The sequence below is a fragment of the Halalkalibacillus sediminis genome (assembly GCF_002844535.1).
In the GTDB taxonomy this organism is placed as follows: Bacteria; Bacillota; Bacilli; order Bacillales; family Alkalibacillaceae; genus Halalkalibacillus_A; species Halalkalibacillus_A sediminis.
In genome coordinates this window covers 44,610-67,608 of the sequence record NZ_PJNH01000004.1, presented here as the reverse complement: position 1 = coordinate 67,608, position 22,999 = coordinate 44,610, and the positions used below count along the sequence as shown (strand labels likewise).

General features: G+C 39.1%; 21 protein-coding genes and 1 riboswitch. Of the genes, 6 read left to right on the top strand and 15 right to left on the bottom strand.

All coding sequences use genetic code 11. The features are described from left to right. Positions 1-284 precede the first annotated feature (284 nt). Complete coding sequence (locus tag CEY16_RS12770; RefSeq protein ID WP_238378852.1) at positions 285-2,204, top strand: heavy metal translocating P-type ATPase; 1,920 nt, start codon at positions 285-287, stop codon at positions 2,202-2,204. Between the two features lie 37 nt (positions 2,205-2,241). Here the strand turns inward: CEY16_RS12770 and CEY16_RS12765 are convergent, their stop codons facing one another. Genes CEY16_RS12765 through CEY16_RS12755 form a run of 3 tightly spaced genes read right to left on the bottom strand, consistent with a single transcriptional unit; the run spans position 2,242 to position 5,429 of the window. Continuing rightward, a complete protein-coding gene (locus CEY16_RS12765; protein ID WP_101332435.1) occupies positions 2,242-2,547 on the bottom strand; it encodes a YerC/YecD family TrpR-related protein in 306 nt (101 codons plus the stop codon). A 12-nt stretch (positions 2,548-2,559) separates the two neighbouring features. Next, a complete protein-coding gene (locus CEY16_RS12760; RefSeq protein WP_101332434.1) occupies positions 2,560-3,648 on the bottom strand; it encodes a DUF3048 domain-containing protein in 1,089 nt (362 codons plus the stop codon). 35 nt (positions 3,649-3,683) lie between these two features. Then, positions 3,684-5,429 (bottom strand): adenine deaminase C-terminal domain-containing protein, encoded by a 1,746-nt coding sequence (locus CEY16_RS12755; RefSeq protein WP_101332433.1) that lies wholly within the window; start codon positions 5,427-5,429, stop codon positions 3,684-3,686. Positions 5,430-5,508: 79 nt separating this feature from the next. On the opposite strand from CEY16_RS12755, the gene CEY16_RS12750 reads away from it, so the two are divergent. Continuing rightward, on the top strand, positions 5,509-5,745 hold the full coding sequence (locus CEY16_RS12750; protein ID WP_101332432.1) for a YgaP family membrane protein: 237 nt from the start codon (positions 5,509-5,511) through the stop codon (positions 5,743-5,745). Positions 5,746-5,888: 143 nt separating this feature from the next. On the opposite strand, the gene CEY16_RS12745 is transcribed toward CEY16_RS12750, so the two are convergent. Then, complete coding sequence (locus CEY16_RS12745) at positions 5,889-6,068, bottom strand: NETI motif-containing protein (protein WP_101332431.1); 180 nt, start codon at positions 6,066-6,068, stop codon at positions 5,889-5,891. Continuing rightward, positions 6,040-6,606 carry a DUF2179 domain-containing protein gene (locus tag CEY16_RS12740; protein WP_101332430.1) on the bottom strand — a complete coding sequence of 189 codons (567 nt, stop codon included), beginning with the start codon at positions 6,604-6,606 and terminating at the stop codon, positions 6,040-6,042. Before CEY16_RS12740 ends, CEY16_RS12745 begins: the two co-directional genes overlap by 29 nt. A gap of 124 nt (positions 6,607-6,730) precedes the next feature. Here CEY16_RS12740 and CEY16_RS12735 point away from each other — a divergent pair, with 124 nt between their 5' ends. Further along, on the top strand, positions 6,731-7,159 hold the full coding sequence (locus tag CEY16_RS12735) for an Hsp20/alpha crystallin family protein (RefSeq protein ID WP_101332429.1): 429 nt from the start codon (positions 6,731-6,733) through the stop codon (positions 7,157-7,159). Positions 7,160-7,163: 4 nt separating this feature from the next. On the opposite strand, the gene CEY16_RS12730 is transcribed toward CEY16_RS12735, so the two are convergent. The 5 genes from CEY16_RS12730 to CEY16_RS15265 all read right to left on the bottom strand — a co-directional run bounded on the left by CEY16_RS12730 (position 7,164) and on the right by CEY16_RS15265 (position 13,452). Next, a complete protein-coding gene (locus CEY16_RS12730) occupies positions 7,164-8,501 on the bottom strand; it encodes an NCS2 family permease (protein ID WP_101332428.1) in 1,338 nt (445 codons plus the stop codon). 115 nt (positions 8,502-8,616) lie between these two features. Continuing rightward, positions 8,617-8,718: riboswitch (purine riboswitch) on the bottom strand. A 46-nt stretch (positions 8,719-8,764) separates the two neighbouring features. After that, a complete protein-coding gene (locus CEY16_RS12725; RefSeq protein WP_101332427.1) occupies positions 8,765-10,972 on the bottom strand; it encodes a transglutaminase domain-containing protein in 2,208 nt (735 codons plus the stop codon). Then, entirely contained in the window at positions 10,972-12,237 is a 1,266-nt protein-coding gene (locus CEY16_RS12720) for a DUF58 domain-containing protein (protein ID WP_101332426.1), read from the bottom strand. Before CEY16_RS12720 ends, CEY16_RS12725 begins: the two co-directional genes overlap by 1 nt. Position 12,238: 1 nt before the next feature. Further along, on the bottom strand, positions 12,239-13,195 hold the full coding sequence (locus tag CEY16_RS12715) for an AAA family ATPase (protein WP_101332425.1): 957 nt from the start codon (positions 13,193-13,195) through the stop codon (positions 12,239-12,241). Positions 13,196-13,305: 110 nt separating this feature from the next. Next, positions 13,306-13,452: a hypothetical protein gene (locus CEY16_RS15265; RefSeq protein ID WP_162297937.1), complete on the bottom strand. Its 147-nt coding sequence runs from the start codon at positions 13,450-13,452 to the stop codon at positions 13,306-13,308. Between the two features lie 159 nt (positions 13,453-13,611). On the opposite strand from CEY16_RS15265, the gene CEY16_RS12710 reads away from it, so the two are divergent. After that, positions 13,612-14,487: a MerR family transcriptional regulator gene (locus CEY16_RS12710; RefSeq protein ID WP_101332424.1), complete on the top strand. Its 876-nt coding sequence runs from the start codon at positions 13,612-13,614 to the stop codon at positions 14,485-14,487. Between the two features lie 119 nt (positions 14,488-14,606). Here the strand turns inward: CEY16_RS12710 and CEY16_RS12705 are convergent, their stop codons facing one another. After that, on the bottom strand, positions 14,607-15,029 hold the full coding sequence (locus CEY16_RS12705) for a VOC family protein (protein WP_101332423.1): 423 nt from the start codon (positions 15,027-15,029) through the stop codon (positions 14,607-14,609). A 199-nt stretch (positions 15,030-15,228) separates the two neighbouring features. Further along, positions 15,229-15,417 (bottom strand): DUF378 domain-containing protein, encoded by a 189-nt coding sequence (locus tag CEY16_RS12700; protein WP_101332422.1) that lies wholly within the window; start codon positions 15,415-15,417, stop codon positions 15,229-15,231. A gap of 297 nt (positions 15,418-15,714) precedes the next feature. Between CEY16_RS12700 and CEY16_RS12695 the strand changes: the two genes are divergently transcribed. After that, on the top strand, positions 15,715-16,389 hold the full coding sequence (locus CEY16_RS12695; protein ID WP_101332421.1) for a DUF4352 domain-containing protein: 675 nt from the start codon (positions 15,715-15,717) through the stop codon (positions 16,387-16,389). Positions 16,390-16,463: 74 nt separating this feature from the next. On the opposite strand, the gene CEY16_RS12690 is transcribed toward CEY16_RS12695, so the two are convergent. Beyond that, positions 16,464-17,720, bottom strand: a complete 1,257-nt coding sequence (locus CEY16_RS12690; protein ID WP_101332420.1) for a GNAT family N-acetyltransferase — start codon at positions 17,718-17,720, stop codon at positions 16,464-16,466. A 134-nt stretch (positions 17,721-17,854) separates the two neighbouring features. Here CEY16_RS12690 and CEY16_RS12685 point away from each other — a divergent pair, with 134 nt between their 5' ends. Further along, a complete protein-coding gene (locus CEY16_RS12685; RefSeq protein ID WP_101332419.1) occupies positions 17,855-18,943 on the top strand; it encodes an FAD-dependent oxidoreductase in 1,089 nt (362 codons plus the stop codon). Positions 18,944-19,225: 282 nt separating this feature from the next. On the opposite strand, the gene CEY16_RS12680 is transcribed toward CEY16_RS12685, so the two are convergent. Then, complete coding sequence (locus tag CEY16_RS12680) at positions 19,226-20,725, bottom strand: reverse transcriptase domain-containing protein (RefSeq protein WP_101332418.1); 1,500 nt, start codon at positions 20,723-20,725, stop codon at positions 19,226-19,228. 574 nt (positions 20,726-21,299) lie between these two features. Further along, complete coding sequence (rlmD, locus tag CEY16_RS12675) at positions 21,300-22,790, bottom strand: 23S rRNA (uracil(1939)-C(5))-methyltransferase RlmD (RefSeq protein WP_101332417.1); 1,491 nt, start codon at positions 22,788-22,790, stop codon at positions 21,300-21,302. Positions 22,791-22,999: the final 209 nt, after the last annotated feature.

The window sequence follows — 22,999 nt, the reverse complement described above, 5'->3', positions numbered from 1 at the left end:
CTGCTGCCCAACCATCTTTACCTTCTCGAGTATAGGAGCTCAAGATATAAAAGTATTCCCCATCAAATTGGCTAAATGTCGCGGTTCCTTTCCTAACAGAAACTTCATAACCATAAGTCTCGATTACCATCCTGGTAGTGGTTCATCGTTTTTTAACGGATACCGGCTCATTTTATGTATTTCTATCAACTATTATATACCTCATTCATCAAGCATTAGAAATTACTACTAACATGAACAATGCTACAATACTATTAATTAACCAATCTTTCGGAGGGTCACATATGAACTCGATTGCAGCCACACAGTCCCGAGTTGGGCTATTACATAAATTCCAGACGCACCGTGAGATTATTTTTTCGATCATTGGGGGCTTGTTTTTACTGTTCGCGTTTATTGCCGACAGGAATGAAGCTACTTTTGTAACCTTAGTCCTTTATCTTTTATCATACGGAATTGCAGGCTACTCCAAAGCTAAAGAAGGGTTGTTGGATTTAGTCCAAAACCGTTCACTGAACGTAGAAATCCTAATGATTATTGCTGCCTTAGGCGCAGCATCGATCGGTTATTTTCATGAAGGGGCCATATTGATTTTCATTTTTTCGTTAAGTGGAGCCCTGGAAACCTATTCGCTTCAAAAAAGTGAACGCGACCTTTCTAAGTTGATTCAATTAGCCCCAGAGGAAGCTCACAGATACAACGAGGATGGATCTTTAATGACCATTCCTGTAGACGAATTGAGAATAGGTGACCGAATTCTTATTAAGAACGGAGAACGAGTTCCAGCGGATGGCATTGTACGAAACGGAACCAGCGCCATTGATGAATCTGCCATAACAGGAGAATCACTACCCGTGGACAAAGCAGCGGGTGATGAAGTGTTCAATGGGACAATGAATGGCAATGGTTCGATTATCGTCGAAGTCAAGAAGGATAACCAAGATTCGTTATTTCAAAAGATGATTCGCCTTGTTCAAGAGGCGAAAAGTAGCCGTCCACCTAGTCAACAATTGATTGAAAAGATAGAGGGCCCATACGTAATGACCGTGCTGATCGTAGTAGCACTAATGCTGACGATCCCTCCCTTTATTTTTGGAACTGATTTTGAACAGACCTTCTACCGTGCAATGGTACTGTTAGTAGTAGCTTCACCTTGTGCAGTTGTCGCTTCGATCATGCCTGCATTGCTCTCTGGTATTAGTGCGAGCGCTAAACGCGGGGTATTAGTTAAAGGTGGCATTCATCTCGAACAATTTGCCAAAGCGAAAGCAGTCGCATTCGACAAAACTGGAACGATTACTAAAGGAAAACCTGTAGTCACTGATTTTATAGTAACTGAAGGGCATCAGGAAGAGGATATCCTGGATCATTTGGTAACGGTCGAAAAACAGTCCAGTCACCCTCTCGCCCAAGCGATTGTCAATTACGGTGAAACCCGATCCATCAGTGGACAACAGACGATTACACATACTCAAGATGTTACAGGCCATGGGGTCAAAGCAGTCATCAACCAACACGAATGGTATATAGGTAATTTAGGTCTTATGAAAAAAATGGGCGAAACTGACATTATACCTGAGAAAATTGATGCGAAGAGAAAAGTATTACAAAACGAAGGAAAAACCGTAATGTATGTCGGGTATAACGGAGATATTGTCGGTTTGATTGCGGTAAAAGACCAAATCAGACCTGAAGCGAAAGCTTTGATTGCTGAATTGAATAAAAAAGGCGTCAAAACGATCATGATTACAGGAGATAATGAACAGACAGCACAAACGATTAGTAAAGAAGCCGGATTATCAGAGTGGGTGTCTGAATGTCTGCCTGAGCAAAAGGTTTCCGAAGTTGAGAAACTGACTAAGAAGTATGATGTTGTTGCTATGGTCGGGGATGGGGTGAATGATGCCCCAGCAATTGCTAAAGCGCATATCGGTATCGCAATGGGATCCGGAACAGACGTGGCCATCGAAACAGCAGATCTCGTACTAACTAACAATCAGCTTAAGAACATCGCTTCTACGTTCAAGCTATCACGAAAACTAAACCGTATCATCAAGCAGAACTTGATATTTTCCGTCGCTGTCATCCTTATCTTGATTGTGACGAACTTTATGCAACAACTAACGTTGCCCCTAGGTGTCATTGGGCACGAGGGGAGCACGATCTTGGTCATATTGAACGGCTTAAGATTATTAAAAAATTAGAGCCTGGTAAATTGAGAATAATCTACCAGGCTCTTTTTTATTCTTCTTTATTTTTTTCAGAAACACGATCTAACACTAGCTCGTACGCGTCGTTCCCATAATTCAGGCAACGCTTCACTCTGGAAATCGTCGCGGTAGATGCGCTGGTCTCATTTTCAATCCGTTGATACGTATGGCCTTGCGTCAACATACGTGCAACATCTAAACGTTGCGCTAAAGCTTGTATCTCATTCATCGTCGCCACGTCATCAAAGAATCGGTAGCATTCTTCTCGATCTTTTAAAGATAAAATGGCATCGAACAATTGGTCCAGCTCGCGACCTCTTAGTTTATCAATTTGCATAGGTATGCCTCCTTATTCCTCTATCGTTACGGATTCAGTCAATCCTGGTGATCCCGGAATAACGTTAATCCATGTTTGTCCCGGTACTAGTTTTGCTTCAGTTCCATCTGTAAATGGTTTCATCAATCCGTCAACATTACGCCATTCCACTTCTTTAACCACTCCCTGTTGAATCAAATACCCGTTTCCGCCCGATGTTAAATCAACCTCTCTTCGACCCACATCATCAATCACTTGATGACCTGTCTCGAAGATCAGAATATTTTCAACTTGAATAGGCTCTTCGGTATTTAAATCACGCGACATTTGACCATCTGAATATCTGGTGTAAGCACCTTCATTTTCATCATATTCATAAGTCACCTGTTCCTCAGAGAAATATCTGACATTCACACGGTTTGCCGTGTCCCCTGAAATGGAACCTAATTCGGATTCATTGTAAAAGCCATATGATTCGTACTCTCTCTCCGTCTCGATGTTGTTCCGACTCGCCATATCATATACATTTTCTAAAAATGTGTATGAATTATGAGGTGCTTGACGGAACGATTCACGTTTGAACAGAAATTGGTCGTTATCATAATACATGCCGTTCAAATTATCGACATAGCCATTTCTCAAATCTTCTTCAATAAAATTCGCAGCACCATGATACACATAAATCGCATCATGTGCTTTAGCCGTATCCATATAATAATACCTAGCACTACGTACCGGCCCTACCATTTCAGGAATGGTACTGTGAAAGATACCGACTAAACGAGTGATTGGTCCCTCTGCCAGAAATTCATAAACCATGTCAGCATGAATCAATCCCGTTTGCGGGCGTGCTTTCGAGTGATTATTGATTTGAACCGCAATCGCTCGATTCGTCACTTCCTGCTCAGCTTCTTCACCAGTCAATGGATAAGTGAACTCTGGTTCTTGGGGCTCTTCTTCAGTCTCAGTTTCATCGGAAGTTTCATCTGTTTCTTCCGCCTCTTCTGTCTCTTCAGTTTCCTCTTCTGGTTCTTCCACTTCATCTTCAGTAGCTGTATCATCACTACAAGCAATCAATGCCACTAAACTGATGATCACAACAAAAAGTAACCACTTTCTCATCTTTTTTCCCCTCTTTACTTTTATTCATTACTATTTTAACGCATAACCGAAGGAAAGAGAATCTCTTTCTTTTTTACATCAATGATTCCTTGCGGTGTAATGCGGATATACGGCAAGTGGACAGATGATAAAAACAATAACGTGTAAACAGGATCACTATGATGGTAGCCATAATCTTTTAGAATTTTCTTGAGTTCACGTTCCTTGACGATCAAATCTTCCATCGGTATATCTGTCATGACCCCTTTAAGCGGGAGTGGTAATTCGAAAATCACTTCCCCTTCATGAACGAGCACGATTGCTCCGCCTAATTCCTTCATCCGCTCAAATGCCATTTTCATATCGTGTTGATTTTTACCTATAAAGATAATATCTCCTGTATTAGAGTAAGAGCTGACAAGACCCCCCAGTGATTTCGTAAATCCTTTTAAGAAGGTGGATGTCCTCCATTCACCTTGGCGATCCATTAACATCACATATGCTTCATCCTCTAAACGATTCAACACTGTACTTTGAGACTCCGATTTAACCGGATATGGTTTCATAATGACATCATTAATCATTTCCATTCCAAATGGCATCGAGAATCGAAGGTCGTCAGCAGTAATATTCCAATCAATTTTCAATTCTGATAATCCGAACTGTGACCATTCAATCTCTTGAAAACGGTCCATTTTAATGACTCCATCACGCTTTATCCACTTTCCTTTGGATAAGACAGATTCTGGAGTAGGATCATTTTTTTCTGTTAAGAAGTTGATATGAGCGACTCGCCCTGGGGCAATACTTCCTACACGGTGGTCTAGAGAAAAATATTGCGCCGCATTGATCGTAGCCATCGCATAAGCATCTTCAGTAGGTACACCCTCTTCAATAGCAATACGGATACAGTCATCTATAAACCCTTTTTCATGAAAAGATGGAGTGGATCCATCGGTCGTATAGAGAAGATGATCGTATTTGTTCACCTCAAAAGATTTCAGATCCTGTAAGATTTTGCGTAGATCTGGACGGATCGAGGAGTTCCGAATCGCAGCATAGTATCCCAACTTCAAACGCTCGTATATGTCTTTTGCAGAAATTGACTCATGATCACCATCGGCACCGAGTAACTTCATCTTAGTCAACGTACGCTCAGAAGCACCAGGAAAGTGACCTTCAACAACTTTCCTCAGACGCTTCGTTTCCTGCATCCAATACAATCCACGGTCATCCTCTTGTAAGATATCTGGCCAGTTCGTCAGCTCTCCACCTTGAATCACCGCTTCGTGGTTAAGCCACTCAAGCACTTTATCGTTGTCCAAGAATTCATCTTCATCGCGCAGTTCTGACTGCGAGTCGAACCTCGACCACCAAAAGAGGGAGACCGGTAAATTGCCCAGTTCATCTATTAAAGAAAACGCTTTCTTTTGATTAGTTAATAATAGGAACATTAAATTGTCGTTGACTAAAGTAGATGTTCCTGATTTTGACGCATATTCAGCTAATGAATGGGGATTATATAACTGAAATGGATGCGCATGAGGCTCGATATATCCCGGGACTAAGTATTGGCCTTCACATTCGACCATTTCCGTTTTCGAATGGTTAGGAGGCATCTCCTCCCCAACGTAGACAATTCGATCTTCGTAAATCCAAATGTTGGCCTGTAACCATTTCTTTAAGTATACATTCAAGTAAGTCGCATTCTTAAGTACCTTGGTAGGAGGTAGCTTGCCATCTATGACCGCAACGTGTTCTCTGATTTGTCGATTTCTCCATCGATATAAGTGATCGTTCATAAGCGCCCTCCTTAGTAGTTTTAAAAGTTTGTCTCTATGTAAAATTTTAATACATTAAATTCGTGAAGGGAAGAGCTAAATGGGAAAACAGAACATAGGAACGATAAATGCACTTGTCCGAATCACTTGTGGACTATTCTTTCTAACATACGGAGCAGTCCGATTGACGAAAAGGCCTTGGAACCAAAGCTATTGGGTCGTCATTATCGCCTCCGCTATGAAAATCGCAGAAGGAATCGTGCGCTATTGCCCGGTGACCGATGTGTGGCAAAGCCAAACAAAATCATCTGACCAAAATCAGTCAGCTGACTTCTAATGAAGCCAGCTGATTTTTTTACTTTTAGAATGTTTAACCTTGTTAAAGGATTAAAGTATGTGAAAAACTAAGACTTTCGCCATTAGACTTGGCGATAAGCCAAGTTTTTCTCAGAATTATTTATGCTTTCTATATAGTCGTGACTATTCCTTCTCCACTGCTTCAAACACGATATCCTGTTGAACTGGAACTCTTTCTTTTCCACGCTCTTCGAAAACAGGCTTTTCCATGCGACGTACTGGTCGATAACCATCGCGTGCCATCTGATCCAAACACTCATCTACTGACTTATAATCACTGACTCTGTATTTCTTCTTCTTCACGTCTTAACTTACTCCCTTTTACTTTCTTCACCCAGAATCCGCCAAAGATTTGGCGCGGTTCATAAGCAATAATGAACGCTTTCGGGTCAATTTCTTTAATTGTATCATATAACATCAGTTCATATTTCCTCGGAGTCAACACCTGCACGGCTAGTCGATCACCTTCCATCCCATAAGCATACCAACTCGTGACCCCATATCCTTTTGCGCGAAGAGTCTCTGTGAACGGAATTTCCGGATCAGATGAAATGATATTTACTGTAATGTAACCGATCGCCAACTTCTCCTCGATCTTCATCCCAGAGATTACCCCAATTCCGAAACCAAGCGCATAGGCAACTAAGTTTTGAATTGCATCGAGGTTCTCAAGTACTAAGCCTAGTCCGAGGGTATAAACGGTAATCTCAAAGACACCAATCGTAGCAGCTAAGTATCTTTTTCCTTTAAAGGTAAATATCATACGCACCGTCAGTAATGACACGTAAACTATATTTACACACAAAATAATCAGTAGCATGACAATCCCTGATTCAAGCATGAAAAAGCCTCCTATTATCTAAACATCTATTTAGTTCCCAAAAATGCACCAGCCCAAAACTTTCGCATAGATATAAAATTAAGAATACTCACTTTTAGCCAACAATAGAAAAGAGGGCGGCAAGTTGAACTCATTTAAGAACATGCATGACTGGAAAAAAAATATGGACCATTTTTTTGGTGATAATTTTTGGAATCAATTTGAAGGTATTTTAAATCCGAACTTACCACAAGTCAATCTTTTTCGAAAAGAATATGAAATTTTGTGTGTAATTAATGTACCAGGTTTGAAAAAAATAGACGATATCAGTTGTGAAATCCATGACCAGCGTCTGTTGATCAAAGGCGAAATCAAAATAGAACCCCATGACTTCCAACTTGTACAAGAAGAAATCATGCAAGGTGCTTTTAAACGGGAAATTGAACTTCCCTTCCCTGTGAGGAAAGATAAAAAACAAGCCCGTTACAAGAACGGACTTGTCTGGATTCAATTATATAAACTAGTTTCTAACAACGAAGATTCCAAATCCATCTCCATCGATTACGAAGAGTAACGGTTTATTCCGTCAAGAAAATGAAGTATAAAATGAAAATCAGGAATAAAGCGTACATGATTGGATGGATTTCACGGCCACGCCCTTTAACTAACATCGTAATTGGGTAGAAAATGAAACCAATAGCAATACCAGTCGCGATACTATATGTTAAAGGCATCGCCAATACCGTCAAGAAAGATGGAACAGCAATTTCGAATTGGTCCCACTCGATATGGCGTAAATTCGCTGCCATCAAAATACCTACAATTATCAACGCAGGAGCTGTCACTTCTGCAGTAACTACGCCAAGTAGTGGTGAAAAGAACAGTGCTAATAAGAAAAGTACTGCGGTGACAACGGAAGCGAAACCTGTCCGTCCACCAGCACTAACACCCGTTGTTGATTCAATATAAGAGGTGGTAGTCGAAGTACCTAAAACAGAACCAGCAACTGTTGCAGCTGAATCTGAGAATAACGCTTTGTTTGCACGTGGTAGCTTGTTATCTTTCATCAGTCCACCTTGAGTCGCTACTGCAACAAGAGTTCCAGCAGTGTCAAAAAAGTCGACGAATAAGAATGTCATAATGACAACTAGCATTTGAAGCGTGAAAATCTCACCAAAGTGTGTAATTGCTGCGCCAAATGTCGGCTCTAAACTTGGTACAGGCCCAACAACATCACTCATAGCAGATGGTGGATCAATCAAACCTACAAGCATACCTGCAACTGCTGTAATAATCATTCCGTAAAAGACTCCGCCTTTAAGGCCTAACGTAAGCAGAATCACTGTGACGAGAACCCCGAACACGGCTAACAAAGTCGGACCATTTGTCAGATCACCTAGGGTTACATAAGTGGCTGGGTCCGCTTCAATGATTCCGACATTCGTCAAACCGATAAAAGCGATGAATAAACCTATACCGGCACCTACCGCTAATTTAAGTTGGTTCGGAATGGCATTAATAATCCGTTCACGAACACCTGTTACAGTCAATACAACAAAGATAAGTCCAGAAGCTAAAACCCCAGCAAGTGCAGTTTCCCATGGAATCCCGTAACCTAAAACAACTGTATAGGCGAAAAATGCGTTAAGCCCCATTCCAGGTGCAAGCGCAATCGGGTACTTCGCCAATAACCCCATAATTAGTGTACCAATCGCAGCTGCTAATGCAGTCGCTGTGAAAATGGCACCTGGGTCCATACGTGTAACACCTTCAGGCAGCTCTTCAATACCCCCAAGTGATAAAACAGATGGGTTGACGAACAAAATGTATGCCATTGCCAGAAATGTTGTTAAACCAGCAATAGATTCTCTTTTAAAATTCGTGCCATACTCTTCAAAACGAAAAAAATTCTTCATTCTCTCTATTCCTCCCCTATTAAGAAACACAAAAAACACTCCCAGCCATTAGCCAAGAGTGTCTACGAGGGAAATTGTAACAACAAACATCACCCGTACACTGATGTACGGACATCTATCGTTTACAATCACTCGTAGTCGGACCATTTACGGTGGTCCGGTAGAAACTCTTGGGCCGTATTCCCAATATTATACAAGTGTTTCAATTCATTTTTTGATTACAGTCTTACTTTACACAATGATATACTCTCCGTCAATACTTTTTAAGCCAAATACCGAACAATACGATGCCATAACTGGTAAATATAATCATGATTTTGGTGAATATCCTCTTCTTTATAGATAGCACGCTCATAATAGTTCGTTAATTGACTCATATCACTATTACCCAAGAAGCGATCCACATCACGTGCAAACTCTCTCAATGTTTGCCCTTCTTTTCTTGAAAATCCTTCTTTATCAAGGACTTGCAACAAGTATTTATAAGATTTCGTTAAGGTATCAAGGTCATTTCTTCGATTAAATTTCGCTTTTTTCCATTTAGTCATCAATTGATAGCGATACCTGATCAATAGATATGTGAGAAGACCAATTAAAGCCAAGCCCAATAACCAATATTGCCATTTGAAATAGATAGCCCCAGCATTATCCGAATCAGACTCCCCTTCAGGTGTTTCTTCACCTTGGTCAGGCTCAGGAAGTTCCTCTTCTTGTTCAGGTGCTTCTAGAGGATCATTCTCTTCAGATTCATCTTCTCCCGTTTCAACATCCTCACCAAGTGTAAAGTCTGATTCATTGGAGAAGCCGACGGTCGGTTCAAAAGGAACCCAACCTACTTCTGGAAAGTATACTTCAACCCAAGAATGAGCATTGTTATTTTGAACCTCGTATGATTTCAACTCATTATCTTCGAATACCTCTTGATTATAAAGCGGCTCACCACCGGTAAAGCCCTTCACCCATCGAGCAGGGATATCGATCGCCCGTAACATGACGACCATTGAAGTGGAAAAGTTATCACAGTAACCCTTCTGAGATTCGAATAAAAACTGGTCGACATAATCTTCATCCTCTTCCGGAACCGGCACGTCCTCAGTTTCATATTCGAACCCTTCCATTGAGAAATAGCTCTCGATCAATTTCGCCTTGTCATATGGATTTTCTCCATTAGCTGCAATCTCTTCAGCCAAATCGACCACTCGCTGAGGTAGATCATCTGGAAGTTGGAGATATTCTTGAGGGATTTCTCCGTAGGTAGATTCACGCATTTTATTTATCGGATACGCGTGCTCATCCACCGCCGAGGTCACCCCATCAATCAATTCACGTTCGCCATCTATAAGAGGAAAGATTTCTCCGGTAATCGGGTTATATTCAAATTCAGTTCCATTTTCAGAAAAAAGTACTGATAGTCCATAACGGTAAGGTAGTTTCGTCAGATTTCCAAGTTCCTCGAATTGAATCTCACTACGATTAAATTCTGTTACTATTTCTTCATTATATTGATTGAGCTCAGGGAGTTCACGGGCCTGTCCTGAACCAGGGGCTTCAAGGAACTCTCCTTCTCGTGTTCTTTCCCACCCAAGACCTGTGTAGGTATCCTTTGTTTCAACCTTCCAGTAACCGCTTGATTTTGCCTGAGCGTAAAACACGGTTGTATCATCTGCGATAAATCCACCGCCCAGTCGGTCATCATTCTCCCCATAACCGATTCTTTGGGTACCTGAACCTCCACCACCGAATGTTTTTTCAGCCGTTCCTTCTAAATAAGGGACAGGATCTGGCCATTGCGGGTCGAATTTAGGGGCAGCATAACCGATTACTGTACTGAATGCGATTACTGCAAGAAGTGGTACCACCCATTTCACTAAAGTTCTGGATGAATCAGTGCTAATCCCCTCTTTGTCCAACACTCGGTATATATGTGCGACACCCAATATAGCCACACTGACAATGAAGACGCGGATGATCGGAGTACCTGCATCGTAATATGTAAACGTATCAAGCAATGTCAAATAGACGATTGTGAACAAGATGAATGAGAAAGGCTTTTTGACCACCACGAACCAGTAGTAAAGTAAATAACTCATCATCCAGAGTAAAACTAAGAATAGTAATGTCCTAAATGAAGGGGTCAGCTGTAGCCAGTTCTGAGAGATTGCGAGGCTGATATTAGTCGCTATGTCATTATAGAATAACGAAAACCATTCTCTAGAAAATATCGTCACTGGGTAGAAAAGCTGATCCATAACAAACACAAGACCGAGAAATTTCAATATCGACGTACTCCAAGTAGGTAAAAAAGAAACCGTCAACAAAAAGCAGAGGCCTAGATAGAGATAAAAAGCGAAAACATTATCTGTATCCGTAATTTGTTCAAGCGGGAAAAGCCACTCTAACAAAAGCAGAAAAGCCCCTGCGTATAGAATCAGACCAATCAGTTGTTTAGATTGTTGTGTACTTAAATTCATCACGCGTTCACCTCAATGAATTTACTCGTCAATTGATCTTCTGAAAGCCAAGACACTTGAATCCCTTCATGCTTCAGGCGATCCAGCAATTGGTTCTCTTTTGTGGAGATATGCGCCTTACTTTTGATGAAAATAATGCTTACTGAAACATCTTGAAGGTTCACTTGGTGTAATGTTTTCCATGTTTGTTGATCTAAGGTATGTGTTACAACGACTAGATTCCGGTCGTTTGAGACGAATAATCCTTCCCTCATCAAACGCTGACCAAATGATTCACCCTGTACCAATTTCAACTCAGATAGCACCCTCACCAATCGATCAATTTGTGATTGCCCTTGAGATAAATTGATTTCTTCCCTATCGACTCCAAGAGCGACGAAAGAAACATGTCCATGTTCATGCATCGACTGTTTCGCAAGAGCATGGGCAACTTCTATGCTAGCCTCAAACGCCAACCAATCATCTTCCCCTTGGCTTAATCCGTTCAAGACAATGGTCAAATCTTTATGCTTCTCTTGCTCGAATTCCTTTGTCACTAACTTTTGTTTTCTTGCAGTGGTCTTCCAATCAACCCACGAAACTTTATCCCCCGGTGCATAGTCCCTGACACCAGATACTACGTTCGTATGCTTAGCGGTTATCTGATAAGAAGCCTGTTCCCCTTCTTCAAAAGCGGATCGCTCACTTTTTACACGCATCGCAACTTCCCTTGGCTCAACAAAGATTTGAGTTGCTACATCGAAATGATGTTCTTTCTTCACCAAACCTAGAAAGTCTCCCGTAATGAATTTCACCTGGCTGAACGAATGCTTCCCTCTTGGAATGGAAGTTATCTCATACTTATAAGTGATTTTTTTCTTAAACAAAGGGAATTTCACAACTTTGGTTTTCTGACGATGTTTCAAAGCATCTGGATTTTTCAAAAATTGATATTTCCGATGTCGTGTGTCATTCCAAGATAAACCATCAGGCAGAACGTCCTCAATGATGACATAAGGAATTGGAAAAGGAATCAAACGATTGATTGATAGTGTCACTTCAACAGTACTACCAGCTTGCGTGTATTTCTTCGACAAGTGACGGTCTATTTTTGAAAGATGGATAGGATAGATCATCATAAGAATCGAATAAATTAACAGAGGGGCGAAGCTGAAGAATAAAAACCAACTGACGAATCCCCCTTGAAACATTGCATAGGAAAATAACACTGCAACTAATAAAATGACTAATAATAATCGAATCATGGTTCGGACCGGATTTAACATATTAACCTCTTTCGATAGGAATAATCGTTTTACTGACTAAATCTTCTAAAATAGACGTTGATGTTTTACCCTCAAATTTTGCTTCAGAGCTAATTAATAGACGGTGTGAAAGCACATGTGGTGCCATAAACTTCACATCATCTGGAATGACATAGTCACGACCTTGGATGAATGCATAAGCTTTGGATGCCTTCATCAAGGCGATTGAAGCACGCGGACTAGCACCCAAATAAAACATTGGATGGTTCCGTGTATTATTCACGATTTTCACGATATATTCCTTGATATTTTTACCTACATGAACCTGAGAAACATCTTCTTGCAACTGAGTCAGTTCTTCTTTCTGCATGACTGGATCAATCGTATCAATTGGATGTTTCATAGATGTTCGCTCTAACATCAGAACTTCCTCTTCGGCTGAAGGATAGCCTAGATTCAACTTCAATAAGAAACGGTCAAGTTGAGCTTCAGGTAGAGGATATGTACCTTCATACTCGATCGGGTTCTGTGTAGCCATTACGAAAAAAGGCTGGCTCAATTTCATCGTCACACCGTCTACAGTTATATGTTTTTCTTCCATACTTTCTAATAATGCAGACTGGGTCTTAGGAGATGTACGGTTAATTTCATCGGCTAGGACGATGTTTCCAAGAATCGGTCCCGGGCGGAATTCGAAGTTCATTTCCTTTTGATTATAAATCGACACGCCTGTTACATCAGACGGTAGTAAATCAGGAGTGAACTGAATTCTTTTGAAGTCGAGGTCTAACGATTTCGCTAATGCCCGAACGAGCATTGTCTTCCCTACGCCAGGTACGTCCTCAAGTAAGACATGGCCTTCAGCAAGTAGTGCAACCAGACTTAATTCGATTGCCTCTCGCTTTCCTACCATTACTTTTTCCATGTTATCAAGCAACAAACTAATTTTGGAATGTTGTGCCGCCATTTGTTGAGTCATGTATATGAAACCTCCTAATATTCATAACTTTTTGTCTACTTCTATCATACTATAAAAGCTTAACTAATTGGTCATAAAAGTATACATATTCTATTTTTGAAAATACTAACCTAGTTCGAACGATGTGTATCCTCTTCTTCTTTGAGCTGTTTCATATTTTGTCGATAATTTCGACATTGCTCTTTGAAGCATTTAGGCTTGAAATCAGCTGGTAGCTGATCTTTGAATTTTTCATAACAAAAACAACGCTCTTCCATTCTCTAACCCCATTTATTTCAACAAATATCGAAACTTTTTTTAAAGTATAACAAAATCGCTTTCACTTTATCACGTTTAAGGGTATAAGTGTATATAAATTATATAATTTAGTGATATAATAGTTATACAAACATACTGAAACGGAACAGGTGAGAAAAATGTACAATATTAAAGCAGTAGCAAATATGTTGGATATGCCCACCGTAACGATACGTGCCTGGGAAAAAAGATACGAAGCAGTTATCCCTGAACGAACAGAATCAGGCCATCGTGTGTATACAAGCGAACACGTTGAAGATCTACGTTGGATCAAAAGGCAGGTAGATCAAGGGGTCAAAATCAGCCAAGCAGTTGAACTTCTCAAACAGAAGAAAGCTCAAGGAGAATCGGTGAAAGAATCTGTGACTACTGAAGGACAATTTGACGCCCAAATCCAGGAACTTTATGATGCTGTCATTGATGCACAACCCGAAAGAATCCATCAACTTCTGGATTTTTACTTCTCCCAATTTCATCACAATGAAGTGTTCTTCAACATTTTGGCACCTACGATGCATTTAGTAGGAGATGAATGGGAAAATAATAACCTGAGTGTGGCTCATGAGCATATGATTAGTGGAATTGTCCACCAACGTTTTCAACGATTTTTCAGATTGTTCCCAGTCAATGAACGCCTACCAAAAGTACTGGCTCTTTGCCCTCAAAACGAAGAACATCAACTAGGGCTTCAACTATTCACATTGTTCCTAAGAGAAAATGGCTATCACGTAACATACCTTGGGGCTAAAACACCTTATGAAGGTGTTGAAGATTTGATCGAAGCTCAGGGGATCCAAATTGTCTGTTTCTCCGTAACTAGAGAAGAAACACATCTGGAAGCTGTAGAATTCATTACAACATTGAATGAAATCAACCCAGAATTAGAATTCTTGATTGGCGGAAGCGGTACTGAATATGGTGAAAAGTCCAAAACTGCAATCTACCTTAGTAATAACCCTTCAAACTGGAAGAAATGGTCGGAAGATTGGAAATAACAATAGTGGTGCAATAGTTGATGAAGGTTGCGCAATACATTAATAAAATGCCCACGGGAATCGGTCCTGTGGGCATTTTTTTGTTACGGATCTTTTTAGCAAATTATCTTAGTTTCAGCTTATTGAGAGAATAAATATTTTTCTCTAAAAGTTGGACTTAATTCACTCCAAACATCGAACTTATTACCATCTAAGTCATAAAAAACAAAATTCCTTCCAGAGTGTCCCCTGTCTTCAATGTTTCCAACTTTAATTTCTTTGTCAATAAAATTCTTATGTATTGTTTCCAAGGCGCCTACACCATTGACTTCAAAAGTTAGAGAAAAGTGCTCTTCACCATTAATATCAATAAAGTTAGTACTTTGATTTGCTATTGCTTTAACAAGAAAAATACTTTGGTTTGCAAGATTAAGTATCGCTTTGTCATCATCTTTATAACTTAATTCTGCTTCTAATTTATTTACGTACCAATCGGATGAGCGCTCCACATTAGCTACTGGAATATAGGTTGTACCTACCCTTAATAGTTTTTCGTTCTTCATTTATTTTCTCCTCTCAAAAACTCGTTTGTAAATAACTTCTATTTTTAGAGGAATAAATCCTTCCCTTGACCTTCATATTACATCTGAGCCTATATATAATCCTCTCGCTAATAAATTTAAGACCAACCGTTTACACAAAGACATGACTTCATAAAAAACCACTTGAGCTTTACGCCCAAGTGGCTACTTAATTGGAAAGTTATCTTTTTACTTTCGGAATTAGAGTTAAGCAATAAAGAGCTGCTAGACCTACTAGTACGTATACGATACGTGGAAAGGCTGCGTCCATACCTCCGAATAATCCTCCGACTAGATCCCAATTGAATAAACCTACTAATAACCAGTTAATTCCACCAATTATGACTAATACAAGTGCTAATACATTCATGTACAAAACCTCCTAAATAGTTTGTATAATATTTGTATAGTTTATATATAACCCCTTGTACAAAAAACTAAACATATTTTTTAAATATTTCCTGTTTCGATGGTATTTTTTCCTGAATGCTACAAAATATACGTTAACCAACTTGAAGTTTAGCTTGGGAATCATTGTAAGATTAATGAATATATTTACTTGCCATAATAAGTTTAAGTTTAAGTTTATTATGAATCTTTAATCTCATAGCACTTAAACGCATGAATAGTAGTGTGTCTTTATTTAAAAATTCAGGAGGTCACAATTATGAATAAATGGTTATTATTACTTACTATAGGTTTAATCATTATGCTTGCGGCGTGTGGGGACGATGAGGCAGCTGAAATAGATACAGAAAACGAGGAAACGGAAGAAAACGTTGAGGAAGACTCACAAGATACGACTGATTTAGATGAAGAAAATACTGAGGAAGACTCAAGTGAGAATGGCGAAGTGAATTCTGAAAATGCTGAGCCTGGCGATACAATTAAAACAGAGGGTGGTACATTCGAACTTCAAGGAAAAATGGATGAACCACAAACATTCGAATCAGGTCCTGTTGTGTTGACCATCGAAAAAGTTGTTACCGTTTCCGGAACACTAGAAGGTGAAATGAAAGATTTCATGGAAATGGATGAAATGGAATACATCCAGGTTGACATAGCAGTAGAAAACACAAGTGATGAGGACATTACGTTCTATGCAGCACAAGGAACAATGTCTACGAACACCGGTGAACAAATTGAGCCTGATATGTGGCTGAGCGATCATATCGAAGGTGAAATGATGGCTAATACAAAATCGAGCGGAAGCGTCATGTATGTATTGAATGAATCACAAGCAGCTGATGTTAAAACGATGCGTTTCGTATTCGATGCACCAATTGATACGGATTGGGAGAACCTAGGTGAAAAAATCGATTTCGAAATCACGATCAAGTAATTTTGAAGCGAGAACAAAGATAGTTAGAAGCCCAGATATCTGGGCTTCTTTAGTCAGTTTCAAAATTCGTATTTTTAGAAGTTGGTTAAACAGATCAAGTCTTCTTTTGTTCTGAAAAGTTCATCTACAGTATCAACAAATGTTTCGTCAGAAATTTCGGCCTTACCATATTGATGAAGTTTTGCGAACGTTGCTACCCCGAGCACTAGGCTTGTAAAGTTGGAGACATCCATACTGACAGTAGCATCTGCCTTCGCACCCTGCACGACGGTAGGTTTCCCTTTTGAGAATTTCACTGTGGTAGTCCCGCTATTCTTTTCATATAATGAATCTTTAATTTCAAAAGAAATCGTCTTGTTTACGCCATTGAAATTATGCTTTGACACTTGATTAAAAAACTCTTTCACATTAATGATACGATACATCAATCCGACACCTGACTGGTTCGTCTGATGAGATACGAAGGTAATCAACTCATCTGAACCGTCACGAGCATCTGTGAAAAAGTGGTGGAACATCGGATCTTGTGTATTCATTTGAATGCGATTCACCTGGTCCTTTTGCGAATGGAAGAACGTTGATAACTGTTGTAGCGCATCTCGATCGTTATAAACGAATTCATGAATCAAAATATCGTTGGATAAAAAATTGTTGATTTCGCGCTTTTTGAACGAGAAAATCGCATAACCAGTAATCTTGTTATCACGTTCCACAGCCACTTTTTTGAACATGAACTTGTCGAAGAACATTTCATATTGCCATTCAAATTTCTTCATAGCCCCGTGTTGATTGCCGGCATATTCATGATAGCATTCCATCATGCGAGGAAGATCTTTTTCCTTCGATTTCAGGTAAGTCAAGTCAGGCTTATGTTTGAAATTCGGAAAGGACGCTGGCTCTACTTTGTAGCGATCCATCTTCGACCCGTACCCGAAGCCCATCTGATAATAAAAATCTGGTCTGAACGCGTACAATGCAGCAAGTGCATAGCCCCGCTCATCATAGTCCGCTAAGTAATGATCGATCATCGACTTCGCGACGCGTTCTTTTTTGTGGAGAAGATCCACCGCAATTGAACTCACACCAGCTGTCGGCATATATTTTCCAAAAATATTCGACTCAAAATCATAGAATTTCATTGATCCAACGAGCTCTTCTTGATCGAATACCCCGTAAAAATGTATATCATCTTTGTGGAACTTCTTCTTATGATTCTCAACCACTTCATCGAGGTCTTCTTCTTTTTCACGTGCATAGGCCGTATAAGCTTGTTGTTCCAGTACAACCATTTGCTTCAATTCATCTTCTTTCAGTTCTCGAACGTTATGCATGATTAGCCCCCTTTTTAATATAGTATAAAGGGAAAATTTGGAGGATGGAAGAGTTGAAGCTTTTAGCTGTATTTCGTATAGGATTTAAGTTTGTCTTTCATACTAAAAGCAGAGATTAATATGGAGGGGTTATGATGAAAATCGCAATAATTGGAGCAGGGCTGGCTGGACTGACATGTGCAATCACTCTTGAAAAGCATGGATACCAAGCTGACATTTTCGAAAAAAGAGGGATGGTCGGTGATCGCTTTGTGATCTCAGAGGCGATGTTTTCAATGTTCCATACTCCCTATAAAGATGCGGTGAAATATTTTTCAGAAATTCATGACATCCATTTGAAGCCATCCAGTAATCTACAGAAAATATATATTCATTCTGAAAATGAAACGAGTTTCATTGAGGGGCACTTAGGATTTACCAATATGAGAGGAAAGCATCCAGAAGCATATGAGAAACAGCTCGCAGATCAACTCCAAACAAAAATCCATTATAATCAAGAAGTTTCTTACGAGAAAATCTCAAAAGAATACACTCATGTAGTATTGGCTACTGGAGATGCGATGGATACAAAAAAATTACAACCTTTCGATGTAGCTTTCAAAGCTACTTTCAAAGGGGCAATAATAGAAGGTAATTTTATAGAAAGTGAAACGCATACTTTTTTTAATAATAATTTTGCACCGAAAGGGATGAGTTACATACTCCCCCATTCTGATACAGAAGCATCTCTTGTATTGGTTTATCCCCAATACCCCGAAAACGAAGCGTTAGATAAGGAAGAATTATGGCAAAAATGCTTATCCGAGTGTGCGATACGATTAGACCAAGAAATCATGATCGTCAAAGAATATTCCTTAAAAGATTACAGGGTCGGAAAAATACAAACTCCGAGAATTGGCAATACATTCTTTGTCGGCAACTGCTTCGGAGCCATCACCCCTCTCATTGGCTTTGGGGAATTCGAATCCATGTTGACAGGGATTTATGCAGCTCATGACATCGTAGGAATCGGTGATTACGAAGAATTAGTCAAGCCTCTCAACCAAAGCTACCATGATTCACTTTCGCTACGTAGAAGTTTGGAAAAATTGGACAACCAACAGCTCGATCTTTTGACGAAAGCTATTGATAACAAAACAATCGAAAGCCTGATTACAAATAAAAACATCAATTTATTGAAAATACTCGGCAGGCTAGTGCACCCATTTAGCCGAAAAGCGTAGTTAGAAATATAATCATGAGAAAAACTTGGCTTATTGCCAAGTCTTAATGGCGAAAGCCCACATACTTTAACCCTTTAACAAAGTTACATTCTTAAAGTATAAATTAAGCAGGCCCCTTTATTATCGGGTGCCTGCTTTTTCTTTGAGTACTAACTTCGCGACTGACTTAAAGTATGTCACTGTATTTCAATATTGTTAGCAAAGAACTTCAAGGTTCTCCCTATCAGATTAGACCACCGATAAGTGATAATTAGACCAATCTAATATAAAAAACTCTTCAGGCTAATAGTCATACTCAAAAGCCTTATCGTTCATTGTATATTCAATTCCATTATTTGTTATTCCATTTTTAATACCCTGATAGATTCTTAAAAAACTTGGAATCTCATACACCCCTTTATTTCCCTTATAAGATGCATTTTTAAACTGAGTAATTAGTTCATCTTTATTTACATTGAAAGGGAAATTATATGAAACTCTAAAAAGGTTTTGTTGTATAAACAGCTTTTCTCTCAGCTTTATGGTATTAAATATTGTTGATTTTAACCACCCATCTAATTCCCTTAATTGCTCTATGTCATCTATTAATGGATAGAAGCTCATAACCCCTTTAAATCTAATTCTTTTATATTTTCCATTTACAAAACTTTTCAATTTAGCTTCTGAAAGATTTCCATAGAGATATCTTCTTACTTGCATCATAGCAGTTACTAAGGCTGGGTCCTCATCATTACTAGGAACAATTATATTTTTCAACTGATACCCCTTCAATGGTTTGATTAGATTTTTGTAAAGCAAGTAGCTAATTTGCTTTTTGATTTTATTTATAGACTCTTCCTTTATGCTAATATTTTTTAATGAAAGCTTATAACCTAAAAATTCGATATATTCTTTAGTTTTATCAAATTCATAAGGCAACCCTGGTTCGACCATTAAATTAATGCCATCTGACTTATCAGCATTTATTTCTATTCCAGCTTCCTTTGAAAACCTACTAATTATTTCAAAGGATTCACATATTTTATTATAATTTGAAGACCAAATGACTGTATCATCTGCATACCTCGCAAACCTTAAACCCTCAGACTCTAGTCTTCTATCTAGCCTCCAGCAAACAATATTCGCTAAAAACAATGAAATTGAGGTCCCCTGAGGTATTCCCTTTTCTGACCTACCTAAAAAAGCTTTAATAATTTGTTTTTCAAAGTCACTAACCATAAAGCCATTTTGATCTAATTGGTTATAAAGATATTGATGATTAATTGAACCAAAAAAATCACTGAAATCGAATTCTGATACAAACAACCTTGAGTGAGATTGTAAATCTAAACCGATATCTTGAATTGCAAAATGTACATTTCTATCATCTCTATAAGCATAAGTTAGTGAACTTAACCTATGCTTATTTTTACTTAAGAGTCTCTTATACAAATAGTTTGATACTGCGGCATCTGGAATTTGATACACAGTTATTTTTCGTTTTTTTCCATTAGCTTTTGGGATTTCATGAACATACGGAGCATTAGGTGTGTAGCTGCCTGTCCTTATCTTATTAGCAATAGCTTCAGCAATTTTTTCTGAGTTCTTTAATACGTAAAAAGGGTTGTATTTTTTATCTACAGACCAAACAAAAGGCTTTTTAACTTCTTTATTACTATAACCTTCTCCAAACCTCTTTTTGTTTCTTTCATGCTCAATATGTAGAGCATTATGGTAAATATGATATCTTTCCGAATGTTTTTTTGCCTCAATTTCAATATACTTTTTAATTATATCTTTCATAAATTTGTACATCCTTTCATAAACAATACAGGCTCTCACAAACTAAAATGTTTGTAGAGAGCCTAAACCACGGATGTAACCGAATTAAAAGTAAGTTCTCAAGTAAAAGAATCTTTGAGTGAGATTCCTTTGCAATACTGTAAACTTATACAGTCAGAAGGACATCCGTTCGTCCTCAGGGAAAAAATCCCTAGACATACTTTAATTATAAGAAATAGTAATTAAAATGTAAACATTATATGGAAAATAAAAATCCCCCTTTTTGTTAATAAGTATAATGATTTAGATTATTTAATTAAGAACTGAACTACTTAGTAGTTGAGAGTGTTGCCCTTCAAATATTATTAACAATAAGGTGTTTCATCGAACCCAACCCACAAATTCCCCAACTTTTTGTATCGCTTTTCTTACAAAGCTTAATTAACAGAGATAATAAACACTTGTAGAAAAAAAGGGAAATCCTTGATTTAAAAGGATTCCCCACTTTTCTTCACACTCTCTTACTTAAATTTATTCTCATGACTCTATGTGATTTCACAAATGTTTGTTCACAATTCAAGACTTTATTGTTGGGCTACACTTTGAGTACTAACTTCGCAACTGACTCCACGTGATAAGTCTGAGGGAACATGTCAACTGGCTGAATTCCTTTAACTTCATAGCCGTTCTTCACCAGATACTTCATATCCCTTGCTTGTGTCTCCGGGTTACAGGATACATAAACAACACGCTTTGGCTTGAGTTTCACGACGCTAGACAAGAAGGCTTCGTCACTCCCGCTTCTCGGCGGATCCAAAATGACCACGTCTGCCTTCTCACCGCGCGCTGCCATTTGTACCATAAACTCTCCGGCATCCCCTTGATAGAACCGTGCATTTTTGACACCGTTTTTCTTTGAATTACGGATTGCGTCTTTAACCGCATCTTTATTCTGTTCTATGCCGATGACTTTCCCTGCTTTCTGGCTGGCAATGAGACCAATCGTGCCGATTCCACAGTAGGCATCGACTACGGTTTCTTTTCCAGTTAGCTCTGCCATTTCAATGGCCTTACCATACAACTTTTCCGTCTGAACAGGATTGATTTGGTAGAAGGATTTCGGCGAGATCTCAAACTTCAACCCGCAAAGTTTGTCCGTAATCGTTCCCTTACCGAACAACACTTTTTCCTGATTACCCAGAACTACGCTAGTATCTCTACTGTTTACGTTTAGTAAAATCGTCGAAATTTCAGGGTGAGCATCGCGCAAGGCTTTCACAAAATTATTTTTCCCCTTGAATATTGGGGATGCAGAAATTAACACTACCATGATTTCCCCTGTGACCTTGCCGACCTTCACAAGCACGTGACGCAGGAAGCCACGTCCAGTATCTTCATTGTATGGTTGCATTTTAAACGACTTCATCATGCCTTTAATCGTCTGTACGATCTCATCCGCTTTCGGATCATGGATGATACATCGATCCATCGGGATAATGCGGTGGGTATTCTGAGCGTATAGCCCACCAATAATCTGCCGGTCTTTATTCAATCCAAATGTCGTATGGCTCTTATTACGATAATCCCACGGGTGGTCCATCGACATAATTGGTTCAGGCTTCCCAAATGGTTTCATGAGTTGATCGATCGTTTCTTGTTTGAAACGCGCTTGGGACTGCTCGTCCATATGCTGCAACTGACAACCGCCGCATTGGTAATAATACGGGCACGGTGGTTTGACACGATTTTCAGATGAATTAATCACACGCTTCAACTTCGTATTCACAAACCGTCCCTTCGTGTTGACGGTTATCTCAGCTTTTTCTCCAGGCATGAGGTGTGCAACTTCGAGCTGTTGACCCTTCCATTCGACAATGCCTTTACCTTCACTGTTCAGCCCTGTACAAGTTACCTCAGCAGTGACAGTTTTTTGGCCACCTTTAGGGTTATTAGGAGCCTTATTTTTACCTTTTGGATTACCTTCTGGACGGTTCCCAGGTGCACGGTTCTGTTTCCCGCGAGGCTTCTCATGTCGCTGGCTCTTCTTTTTAGACTTTTTATATTGGTTGTTTTTTTGTTTACTCATAAACACTACCTATCTTTCGTTTTTCTTTGACCTTCAATTATATACTACCCAAAGCTAGGAGTAAAAGAATGACTTAAGCTAAAAAGTGAAAACCTAGCAATACTTTAGTTATTTACAGACAAAGACACTCAACCATACAAATTTTTATTTTCTTCATAACATGATATAGAAAGAGCTATTTTAAGGGTTTTCTAAAAGAGGTGATATTT